Annotated in this window: 16 protein-coding genes; 9 read left to right on the forward strand and 7 right to left on the reverse strand. The window is 40.9% G+C overall.

Annotation, left to right across the window (positions count from 1 at the left end; genetic code table 11):
• The 6 genes from PN470_RS00555 to PN470_RS00580 form a co-directional block, all read left to right on the forward strand.
• Positions 1 to 675 (forward strand): tetratricopeptide repeat protein (locus PN470_RS00555; RefSeq protein WP_272103346.1); only part of this gene is annotated, 675 nt, incomplete at its 5' end.
• 292 nt (positions 676 to 967) lie between these two features.
• A complete protein-coding gene (locus PN470_RS00560; RefSeq protein ID WP_002735146.1) occupies positions 968 to 1,207 on the forward strand; it encodes a hypothetical protein in 240 nt (79 codons plus the stop codon).
• A gap of 35 nt (positions 1,208 to 1,242) precedes the next feature.
• Positions 1,243 to 1,668 (forward strand): type II toxin-antitoxin system VapC family toxin, encoded by a 426-nt coding sequence (locus PN470_RS00565; protein ID WP_002756072.1) that lies wholly within the window; start codon positions 1,243 to 1,245, stop codon positions 1,666 to 1,668.
• A gap of 2 nt (positions 1,669 to 1,670) precedes the next feature.
• Positions 1,671 to 1,886 carry a tetratricopeptide repeat protein gene (locus tag PN470_RS00570; RefSeq protein ID WP_002756070.1) on the forward strand — a complete coding sequence of 72 codons (216 nt, stop codon included), beginning with the start codon at positions 1,671 to 1,673 and terminating at the stop codon, positions 1,884 to 1,886.
• 61 nt (positions 1,887 to 1,947) lie between these two features.
• Positions 1,948 to 2,094: a hypothetical protein gene (locus tag PN470_RS00575; RefSeq protein ID WP_155119257.1), complete on the forward strand. Its 147-nt coding sequence runs from the start codon at positions 1,948 to 1,950 to the stop codon at positions 2,092 to 2,094.
• Between the two features lie 124 nt (positions 2,095 to 2,218).
• Positions 2,219 to 2,482 (forward strand): type II toxin-antitoxin system Phd/YefM family antitoxin, encoded by a 264-nt coding sequence (locus tag PN470_RS00580; RefSeq protein ID WP_002762167.1) that lies wholly within the window; start codon positions 2,219 to 2,221, stop codon positions 2,480 to 2,482.
• Between the two features lie 274 nt (positions 2,483 to 2,756).
• Here the strand turns inward: PN470_RS00580 and PN470_RS00585 are convergent, their stop codons facing one another.
• Both PN470_RS00585 and PN470_RS00590 read right to left on the reverse strand, forming a co-directional pair.
• Positions 2,757 to 2,981 (reverse strand): type II toxin-antitoxin system HicA family toxin, encoded by a 225-nt coding sequence (locus tag PN470_RS00585; RefSeq protein ID WP_271934873.1) that lies wholly within the window; start codon positions 2,979 to 2,981, stop codon positions 2,757 to 2,759.
• A complete protein-coding gene (locus PN470_RS00590) occupies positions 2,981 to 3,193 on the reverse strand; it encodes a type II toxin-antitoxin system HicB family antitoxin (RefSeq protein WP_271934871.1) in 213 nt (70 codons plus the stop codon). Before PN470_RS00590 ends, PN470_RS00585 begins: the two co-directional genes overlap by 1 nt.
• 226 nt (positions 3,194 to 3,419) lie before the next feature.
• On the opposite strand from PN470_RS00590, the gene PN470_RS00595 reads away from it, so the two are divergent.
• Together PN470_RS00595 and PN470_RS00600 are read left to right on the forward strand one after the other, a co-directional pair.
• Positions 3,420 to 3,629, forward strand: a complete 210-nt coding sequence (locus tag PN470_RS00595; RefSeq protein WP_002738788.1) for a hypothetical protein — start codon at positions 3,420 to 3,422, stop codon at positions 3,627 to 3,629.
• Positions 3,626 to 3,880: a type II toxin-antitoxin system RelE family toxin gene (locus tag PN470_RS00600; protein ID WP_002738377.1), complete on the forward strand. Its 255-nt coding sequence runs from the start codon at positions 3,626 to 3,628 to the stop codon at positions 3,878 to 3,880. The genes PN470_RS00595 and PN470_RS00600 overlap by 4 nt, the downstream gene beginning before the upstream one ends.
• A 129-nt stretch (positions 3,881 to 4,009) precedes the next feature.
• Here the strand turns inward: PN470_RS00600 and PN470_RS00605 are convergent, their stop codons facing one another.
• Together PN470_RS00605 and PN470_RS00610 are read right to left on the reverse strand one after the other, a co-directional pair.
• Positions 4,010 to 5,203 (reverse strand): Coenzyme F420 hydrogenase/dehydrogenase, beta subunit C-terminal domain, encoded by a 1,194-nt coding sequence (locus PN470_RS00605; protein WP_271934869.1) that lies wholly within the window; start codon positions 5,201 to 5,203, stop codon positions 4,010 to 4,012.
• Between the two features lie 115 nt (positions 5,204 to 5,318).
• Positions 5,319 to 6,236, reverse strand: a complete 918-nt coding sequence (locus PN470_RS00610) for a histone deacetylase family protein (RefSeq protein ID WP_024970772.1) — start codon at positions 6,234 to 6,236, stop codon at positions 5,319 to 5,321.
• 278 nt (positions 6,237 to 6,514) lie between these two features.
• Between PN470_RS00610 and PN470_RS00615 the strand changes: the two genes are divergently transcribed.
• A complete protein-coding gene (locus PN470_RS00615; protein WP_271934868.1) occupies positions 6,515 to 7,384 on the forward strand; it encodes an alpha/beta fold hydrolase in 870 nt (289 codons plus the stop codon).
• Positions 7,385 to 7,555: 171 nt separating this feature from the next.
• Here the strand turns inward: PN470_RS00615 and PN470_RS00620 are convergent, their stop codons facing one another.
• The 3 genes from PN470_RS00620 to ndhC are packed head-to-tail and all read right to left on the reverse strand — an operon-like array spanning position 7,556 to position 9,213.
• On the reverse strand, positions 7,556 to 8,059 hold the full coding sequence (locus tag PN470_RS00620; RefSeq protein ID WP_002778330.1) for an NAD(P)H-quinone oxidoreductase subunit J: 504 nt from the start codon (positions 8,057 to 8,059) through the stop codon (positions 7,556 to 7,558).
• Positions 8,060 to 8,803: a photosynthetic/respiratory NAD(P)H-quinone oxidoreductase subunit K gene (ndhK, locus tag PN470_RS00625; protein WP_002738790.1), complete on the reverse strand. Its 744-nt coding sequence runs from the start codon at positions 8,801 to 8,803 to the stop codon at positions 8,060 to 8,062.
• A 47-nt stretch (positions 8,804 to 8,850) separates the two neighbouring features.
• A complete protein-coding gene (gene ndhC, locus PN470_RS00630) occupies positions 8,851 to 9,213 on the reverse strand; it encodes a photosynthetic/respiratory NAD(P)H-quinone oxidoreductase subunit C (protein WP_002739390.1) in 363 nt (120 codons plus the stop codon).
• Between the last annotated feature and the right edge of the window lie 624 nt (positions 9,214 to 9,837).

Below are 9,837 nucleotides of genomic sequence, written 5' to 3' on the forward strand. Positions count from 1 at the left end.
AACAATTTAGCACACTTGTACGAATCCCAGGGCAGGTACACAGAAGCAGAACCTCTCCATCTAGAAGCATTAGATTTGACAAAACGACTCTTAGGAGACAATCATCCCGATGTGGCAACTTCCCTCAACAATTTAGCACACTTGTACGAATCCCAGGGCAGGTACACAGAAGCAGAACCTCTCCTTCTAGAAGCATTAGATTTGAGAAAACGACTCTTAGGAGACAATCATCCCCATGTGGCAAGTTCCCTCAACAATTTAGCAGCATTGTACGAATCCCAAGGCAGGTACACAGAAGCGGAACCTCTCTATCTAGAAGCATTAGATTTGACAAAACGACTCTTAGGAGACAATCATCCCGATGTGGCAACTTCCCTCAACAATTTAGCAGGATTGTACTATTCCCAAGGCAGGTACAAAGAAGCGGAACCTCTCTATCTAGAAGCATTAGATTTGTATAAACGACTCTTAGGAGACAATCATCCCTCTGTGGCACTTTCCCTCAACAATTTAGCAGCATTGTACTATTCCCAAGGCAGGTACACAGAAGCGGAACCTCTCTATCTAGAAGCGATTAATATTGCTACCCAAGCATTAGGGGAGAATCATCCTAATACAATAATATTTCGGAAAAACTTACAAATAATGCGACAACAGCAACATCCATCGCCTTAACTGTGATTTATGGAATTATGGGATAGACTATAATTGATCATTGATAAAGACTTGCCAAATACAACACAATCATAGCATTCACTCAATCATTCAAATCACAGCTTAGACTTATTATAGGAATCTTCCAGACTCTGTGCGATAAGCTTAACCTACAACATAATCGATCTTTGTGTCCTTTGTGCCTTTGTGGTTCCTTCCATTCCCTCGCCAGCAGGACTGTATCTTAGAATACATTTTACCCACCAAATCCAAGAGAGCCATAACTGATAACTGATTAGCAAGGAATAAAACCATGAACACTAAAGAGAGACTATTGCAAGAGATTGAACAAGCACCAGATTCTTTAATAGAAGAAACTTTGAACTTCCTCCTTTCAGCACAAGCTAGTTATGCTAAATCTGAAAGTAATGTAGGGGAGGCAATATTAAAGCTTCTGGAAGAGATGCCATTAGACAATGACGACTTAGAAAAGTTGCCTATAGATCTTGCTAATCAACATGATCATTATCTTTATGGAGTTCCCAAATCCTAAGCAAAGCCGAAACTAAAGTTTATAGTATCATAGCAATGAAAACCATCTTTGCAGACACATTTTATTGGGTTGCTCTCATTAACAATCGTGATGATTGGCATGAGAAAGCTATAGAAATGACAAGGAAACTCCAGCAGGTAACAATAGTGACAACCGATGAAGTCTTTATTGAAGTTTTCAACAATCTATCTGCTTATGGAATGTCAGTTAGACGAAAAACCTTACAAGTTATTAGAGGCTTACAAAATAATCCCCAAATCTTAGTTATACCTCAAACTCATCAGACGTTCCAATCAGGATTAGATTTATATCAAAATCGTCCAGATAAAGATTACAGCTTAACAGATTGTATATCCATGCAAACAATGCGCCAAATGAATATAAATGAAATTCTTACCCACGATAAGCATTTTACACAAGAAGGATTTTTCATTTTATTTCAAAATATAGAGTTACATTAGAATTGAGACAACAACTACTAGGAGACAATCATCCCCATGTGGCAACTTCCCTCAACAATTTAGCACACTTGTACTACTCTCAAGTTAGGTACTCAGAAGCGGAACCTCTCTATCTAGAAGCGATTAATATTTTCAGGGAAAGATTAGGGGAAAATCATCCCCATACTCAAACGATTATGGAGAATATAAAACTATGTTGTCCCAACTCTGGCAAGTAGAATTAAGATAGAGTTTGAATGCGTTGGAAAAGAGGGTCTGTAGGCGCACGGATTTTCCATTATGAATATAGTATCCTGTCAAGTCGCCTTTGTCAAGAGAAATTTTAACAACATCCAGAAAAACGTTATTGTAAGGGTAATTCATGAATTACCCCTACACCTATTACCTAGTCCAGTAACGCACCACCTAATCATCGACTATGATTGAATTAATCACTGATGACTACAATGATGGATAATTATAGGAGGATGCTGTCTGGACTGTGATTAGGTGAGATTGTTAAATCCCTACAATAATTTTTATTATTTCATCATCAAAAAAAGGATTAATTATGATCAAAAAAATTAAAATCGCCGATGCTCAAACCGATTTACCAAGTCTCGTTAAATCGGTTACGGAAGATAACAAAATTTATGCCATTGAGAATCAGGAGGACTCTGTAATTTTGATTTCCCAAAAAAACTATGAAAGTTTACAAGAAACTATCGAATTACTCTCTATTCCCGATTTAAGAGAAAGCTTACAACTATCTCTACAGCAAATTAATGAAAATGAAACCTATTCTTTCGAGGAAGTCTTGGGAGACATTGATTAATGGTTTATGAAGTCAGCATACAACACAATCATAGTATTCATTCAATCATTCCAATCAAAGTTTAGACTGATGATGAACAGAAGTTAATCTATATTCATCGTGCTAAAACTCATTATGGCGAATAAACTAGACCTTGAAAATTCTTGAAAACTAGGGTTTGCAAGCGCACGGATTTTCCATTATGAATATAGTATCCTGTCAAGTCGCCTTTGTCAAGAGAAAATTTAACAACATCCAGACAAACGGGGACATGAAGCTTAAATCAAGATGGGAATTACAGCAGACGAATAAATTCTTCTTGTGTCAGTTCAGCATCGCGTAAAATTTTTAGGAGTAATCCTTTCCCGACAGTTTTCCCCCGATGAACCAGTACGGTGACAACTCTTCCATCTTCATGTTTTAAGCGCAGATGACTTCCTTTTTGTCGGATAGATTGAAACCCTATTCTCGTTAAAGCTTTGATAACTTCATCACCGGTTAATATCGGTAATTTTGGCATCAGATAGACACCTTTTCAATTCCAACAAACTCCGACACATCTTCAGGATTGCCATCTTCCAAGCAAAGTTCAATCACTTCCCTGATATTCTTCATCAATTCATCAATCGTTTCCCCTTGACTGTAACAACCCCGAAGTTGAGGAACTTCCCCAACATAATATCCATCCTCATCTCGTTCAATGACAACATAAAACTCTCTTTGATAGTTCATGGTTCTCAATCCTTAAAAAAATTATCGCTATCTAAGCTTTTATTGGCGATTATTGAGACTTGAAAATAGGGTCTGTAGGCGCAAGGATTTTCCATTATGAATATAATATCATGTCAAGAGGCTTTTGTCAAGAGAAATTTTGACAACATCCAGATTTAGTCGTAACGCATCACCTATCATTGACTATGATTGAATTAATCACTGATAACTGATAACTGATAAAGCTATGACACTCAAAGAACAACTAATTAAAGAAATCGAGCAGACACCTGACACCCTTTTGACTCAATTACTTGACTTTTTGCTCTTTATCAAAGAACGACATACTGAAATAGAAATTACAGAAGAAGAGCAAGCTAACATAATCGCTTCTGAATCAGCTTATCAAGCAGGAGACTATCTAACCCTCGAAGAATATGAGGCAACCCAAGCGTGAACTACAGAGTTATTATTCCGAAACCAGTTCAAAAACAACTAAACAACTTACCCAAACAACAACGCGAACGCTTAATTACTGCCATTAGACTACTTACCGATACACCTCGTCCTAACGGAGTCAAGAAACTCAAAGGATATGATGACACCTACCGAATTAGAATAGGGGATTATCGCATCATTTATAGAATTCAAGATAAGGAAATGCTTATTATCATATTGAGTAGTATTCATCGAAAAGATGCTTATTGAACCTCTGTAACATCTTCCTTCAACAATATTAGCATTATTATATTATTTTTAAGAAAGGTACAAATCAGCTAAAAATCTTAAGAAAGCGGGGTAATTTTTCTCTATTACCCCGCCCAAGCAAGTGAATAATTAATCGGGCAATTTATACTGTTCCACAATCTTTTTAGCATATTCAGGAACATGAGCTGCTAATTTTTCAGGATAATTACGTTTAACATAAAGGTAATTACGGGTAAAGTGAGAATCGATGGAAAAGCGAGCATATTCTAACCCTTTAGGCCCGATTTTTTCAATTACTACTCCCATCATTTTTGCCGCCCACATCGGCAAGGTTACACCTTTATCATAGGCAGGAATGCTATTTTGTACCGCCTGTTTTCTATCACCACTAGACATAACATCTTGGGTATTTAATTGATCTTTAACTAACTCTAACATTTCCTTGCCCGTATCATTACGAACCATAATCCATTGCCAGCCAAAAGGTGCGCCCATATAGCCCACAACCAAATCAGCAAGGGAGTTAACATAATCAAAACAAGTCATACAGGAAGGGGCAAAAACATCTTTTAACTTATTAGTCTTTAAGCCAAAAAAGGGAACCATTTCGATGGAGCCGTCTTCGTGTTTAAAGTGTACCCGAAAATCCTGCATAAATTCGTAATGAACCACAGTTTCTGGGGAACGACTGGTGGTTTCTAGAAACTTTTGCAGTCCTGAGCGGGTGACATTATCGACGCAGGGAGTTCCTAAGACATATAACTTTTCTAAGCCTAATTTTTTTTCTACTGCTCTTAGGGCTTGAATTTGACAACCAACTCCGATAACTAATAACCGTTTCATGCCCGATTTTTCAATTTCTTCTAGGACTGATAAATTGGGAGAAAGAGTCGGTTTATTGACTTTAGCGGCGAGAATTTCTTCCGTGGTACGGGCGAGAATCGGCTGCGGTTGAAAGCGATCCTCGGCGGTATTCTGCACACAAACCACCCCTTCTACTAAACCACGATTGAGCATTTCACAGGCAATTGTGCTGACGATTCCTGTCCATTGCGCCCCTGGAATAGCTTGTTTTTTCTTGGCAGCCATCATCTCTTGATGAACACCAAAATAGAGATCATTTTCCTGATTTAAGTCGCGACTTTTGCCGTGTGCTGCTGCTTCTAAATCGGCGATTTGTTGATTAAGAAAAGCACAAGCTTCTTTAACATAGTGAATGTAATAAGTGTCACAAAGTCCGCACTCGCTACACAATTCTTTGGCAGGACGACGACTATTGGGTTTGAGGGCTTTGGCTTTTAGGTGGGGCGCAAGGGAGTTCATAATCTTAAAAGGCAACTAGGTCAAGGGTTTTTTTCTATCGATCGTTTACCTTACCGCATTCCATCACTTTGTTACCAATCTTTTTAAAGAAATGTAACGATTACCCGGAATAGGATCAGAGCAAAGCTTCTAAGGTGGCGACGACGGAAGCCGCTAAAGTTTCTAAATCATAACCACCTTCTAAGCCGAAAAGTAGCGGTTTATTGAGAGTTAAGAGGTATTTGGTTAAAATTCCATAATCCTGTGGGTGTAAACAAATTCCCGCCAGAGGATCCGCTTGATTGGCATCATATCCAGCACTAACAATCACTAAATCCGGTTGAAAATTTTTCAGAAAAGGTATGACTTGCCCCTCAAAATGTTCTTGATAATCTTTAATCGTACTTCCCGCCGATAAGGGAATATTCAAAACATTATTAAACTCCCCTTTTTCTCTCGCTTCTCCCGTGCCGGGATAAAAGGGGAATTGATGAAGGGAACAATAGGCAATCTGGGGATGATTTTCGACTATATCCTGGGTGCCATTGCCGTGATGTACGTCCCAATCGAGAATCGCTACTTTTTGCACTCTTTTGTTTTCCAAAGCATAATAAGCGGCAATAGCAGCATTAGAAAACAGACAGAAACCCATGCCATAATTAGAAGTGGCATGATGTCCGGGGGGACGGGCTAAAATAAAGGCAGGATCGCCAGTAGATAAGACTCGATCGACTCCATCTAACCAGCCACTAACCGCTAGTAACGCCACATCGTAACTACGCGCAGAAACGGGAGTATCGGCATCCAATCTTCCCCCGCCCCGTTGACAAATTCGCCGCAATCTATCAACATAATCTTGATTATGAACTTGTTTAATCAAAGGGATTACTTCGTCGCGAATTTCGATCGGTGTGGGTAAATGCCATGTTAGTTTTGACTGCCATTCTGTTTGTTTTAAAGCCTCGACAATTGCCGTTAAACGCGCCGCTTTTTCGGGATGGTAAATACCTGTATCGTGATCGAGAAATTCATCGGAATAGATAATCGATATCATAATCAAATTACTGCTTAAGTAGCTGGTTATAATTAAATTGAAGATAGATTTTAGGTTCGATCCCCCCTGCCCCCCTTATTAAGGGGGGTGCCGATAGGCGGGGGGATCTGACAGTTTTTAACACCTAACTGCTTAACTCGTTGATTTTTGAACAACCCAATGGTTTTAATCTACCAGAAAAACAGGGGCTTGAGGAGCTATAGTGAAAAAACTTTACTGATTGGGTCACTTTTGCCAGATGATGCAATTATCTCCCCCTAAGGTGACAGGAAGCAAAAATGATGACAAATTTTCGGAAATTTCAGCTAGAAGTTAATGGCATTACTATCAATGGTGTCAAAGGTGGGTGTGGTTTTCCGCTGCTTTTGCTCCATGGTTATCCCCAAACCCATCAAATGTGGCATAAAATCGCCCCCCGATTAGCGGCTAATTTTACGGTGATCGCCACGGATCTGCGCGGCTACGGGGATAGCGATAAACCCTTACCCCTAGAGGATTCTAGCAATTATTGCAAGCGGGTGATGGCCCTCGATCAGGTGTTGTTGATGGAAAAATTGGGTTATCAGGAGTTTTATCTGATCGGCCATGATCGAGGGGCGCGAGTTTCCCACCGTATTGCCCTTGATTTTCCAGAAAAGGTCAAAAAAATCGTTTTACTCGATATAGCCCCAACGCTGGCGATGTATGAGGCTACTGATCAAACTTTTGCCACTGCCTACTATCATTGGTTTTTCTTGATTCAGCCTTCCCCTTTTCCCGAAACCCTGATCGCTGCTAATCCCGATTATTATCTGCACCATTGCTTGCAAAGTTGGGGGCGAGATTTTAGCGCTTTTACAGAGGAAGCTTTGGGGGAATATCGGCGTTGTTTTCGAGATTTAAGGACGATAACCGCCACCTGTGCCGATTATCGGGCCGCCGCTACCATCGATTTAGAGCATGATCGTCAGGATTTAGACCGGAAAATTTCCTCCCCCCTCTTGGTTCTTTGGGGAAAAAAAGGTTTTATTGCACGTCAATACGATGTGATCGCTCTTTGGCAGCAGTTAGCTAATCAAGTCACGGGACAGGCGATCGCCAGTGGTCATTTTTTACCGGAAGAGGCACCGGAAGAGACAGCACAGGCGATCGAGGATTTTCTCGGCTAAGTAATACTAAATCCAGTTATTAAAAACTGATTATTTATTCTCCGTTTTGCATGAGTGCCTCTCCTGATATGTAGTCCATACTCAACGGATTTAGTATCAAAAAAAAATCGGGCTAGAAATATCTTCCAACCCCATAGGATCCATAACCTAATTAGTGATTAAATTCTCGACTTAGTAAGCGTCCTGTAGTTCGTAGAATTCGGGAGAAACGTAATCTTTGCGTAGAGGCCAACCTACCCAATCTTCTGGCATTAAAATCCGTTTCAGGTGGGGATGTCCTTCATAAATAATGCCGAACATATCATAACTTTCTCGTTCTTGCCAGTCAGCAGCTTTCCAAATCCAGTAAACCGAAGCAACCCGAGGATTATCTCTAGGAAGAAAAACTTTTAAGCGCACTTCCACGGGACTATCGACATTATCGGTTACTTTGACCAGATGATAGAAACTAACTAATTCTTTACCCGGTCCCAAATCGTAAGCGCCCTGACATTGGAGATAATTAAAGCCATAAGCGAATAAAGCAGTGGCCAGGGGAATTAAAAAGTCTGGTTCTACTTTAATCAATTCCACACCACTATGGTCAGCTTCTAAAGCTTGATGATCAAAACCATTTTCGCTTAACCAAATCGAAGTGGGGCCAGCTTGCACAATAGCTGTGGTTTCTTCAGTCATTTAGATTTCTTCCTTTTGTTTCGTGGTCAAAAGAGCGGGGGGAACAGGCATACCAGTGGCTTCTAGTAACTCTTTCGGAGGTGCTTGACGGGTGGCCGATTGCAGATATTTACCGGTCAGAATCGGTTCCGTGGCCTGCATTTTGTGGGTGGTGCTGTAATAACGATTGGTTTGCTGGAGAACAGTCCCGCGTTCTTGAATAGATTCGTTAGCGACTTTTTTCCGCAGTTTAATAATCGCGTCGATAATCGCTTCCGGACGGGGGGGACAACCGGGTATATAGACATCCACGGGGATAAGTTTATCTACCCCTCTGACTGCGGTAGTGGAGTCACTGCTGAACATTCCTCCCGTAATCGTACAGGCACCCATGGCGATAACGTATTTAGGTTCTGGCATTTCTTCGTACAGACGCACCAAAGCGGGGGCCATTTTCATGGTAACTGTACCGGCAGTGATGATTAAATCGGCTTGCCGGGGACTAGAACGGGGAACTAAACCAAAGCGATCGAAATCAAAACGGGAACCAATCAAGGCCGCGAACTCGATAAAACAGCAGGCTGTACCGTAGAGCATCGGCCAAAGACTTGACAAACGCGCCCAGTTATACAGGTCATCAACGGTGGTAAGGATGACATTTTCCGATAAATCCTGGGTAACTTTGGTGCGTTCGATGGGATTGAGGATTTTTTCGCTTTGTTGTTCGATAATTTGCTTAAATTCGCTGGTAGGGTTGGGACTCATCGGGTTATCCTCTCATCAAAAGTCAAAAATCAGGAAAATTATGGCCATTATGACCATTCTAAGGCTCCTTTCCGCCAAGCATAGACGAGAGCAACCACAAGGATAGCAATAAAGATCAATGCTTCTACAAAAGCTAATAGGCCCAATTGATTGAAAGCTACTGCCCAAGGGTAGAGAAAGACGGTTTCCACGTCAAAAACCACGAAAACGAGGGCAAACATATAATAACGAATGTTAAACTGAATCCAAGCACCGCCGATCGGTTCCATCCCCGATTCATAGGTGGTGCGTCTTTCCGGACCGCCACCACTAGGCCGCAGGACTTTGGAGGCCGTTAGGGATAGGATTGGTACTAAACTGCAAGCGAGCAGAAATCCTAGAAAATACTCGTAACCTTTGAGGACAAACACTGGGTTTTTTTTCTCCTTATTCGCTATCGACAGGGGAAGTTGTCGGCATCTCTATGGCTACTTATTATAGAGGCTTTAGCAACCCCTCTCCTTCTCAAAAGCAGCATTGAAGATGTTTATCGATACCATTAGCTAATCATCGGGTTGAGCTTCGCTTCTGTCTCTGTTTTGCTCTTAACTCTGACGGGGTGACAAGGAAGCCTACAATCCCTATGGGAAGCAAAGTGTAGCTAAATATGGTAAAAAAGAAGTGGCTGCGATCAGCTGTTGACTATCTCAATGAGTACCGGAGTGGTAAGTCCGAGCATTTGTACTAAAATTTCTCCTAGGCAGTGTAAATTATCAGAAATGCTGTCCACCGGATTATAGTTTGTTTGTTAATGCACTGGCTCAAACCCGCGATCGCTTAAGACAATATATCATTATGCAGTTACTAAAACTGACTCGCTAGAATTTTGCTAAATCTCTTAATAGCTTGTTTATGTCTTAAAATAAGACTGATTAGATTATAACGATTACAGTTTAAGTAAGTAGTTATTGCCTCTGATCCCCCCTGCCCCCCTTAATAAGGGGGGTGCCGACAGGCGGGGGGATCTTAGAGTTTTTTACGCCCATCTACTTACA

Source organism: Microcystis sp. CS-574, assembly GCF_028329095.1.
Classification (GTDB): Bacteria; Cyanobacteriota; Cyanobacteriia; order Cyanobacteriales; family Microcystaceae; genus Microcystis; species Microcystis ichthyoblabe_A.